The 226-nt window shown below is 63.7% G+C and carries 1 protein-coding gene; it reads left to right on the forward strand.

Annotation, left to right across the window (positions count from 1 at the left end):
* On the forward strand, nucleotides 1-226 hold a 226-nt coding region (locus JHD74_RS26545), incomplete at both ends, for an Ig-like domain-containing protein (RefSeq protein ID WP_199063971.1).

Consider the following 226-nt stretch of genomic DNA (forward strand, 5'->3'; position numbering starts at 1 on the left):
CCAAGCACCCCGTCCTACGACCTGACGGTGGATATCACCATTCCAGGCGTGCCGGCAATCACCAGCGTGGTGGACAACGTCGAGCCGCACACGGGGGCGTTGCAGAAAGGGGATGTCACCAACGACAATACCCCGACCCTGAGCGGCAGCGCGGAAGCGGGCAGCATGGTGACCGTTTATGACAACGGCCAGGCCATTGGCTCCACCACGGCCGATGCCAACGGCA

Source organism: Serratia sp. ASV30 (genome assembly GCF_016428815.1).
Classification (GTDB): Bacteria; Pseudomonadota; Gammaproteobacteria; order Enterobacterales; family Enterobacteriaceae; genus Chania; species Chania fonticola_C.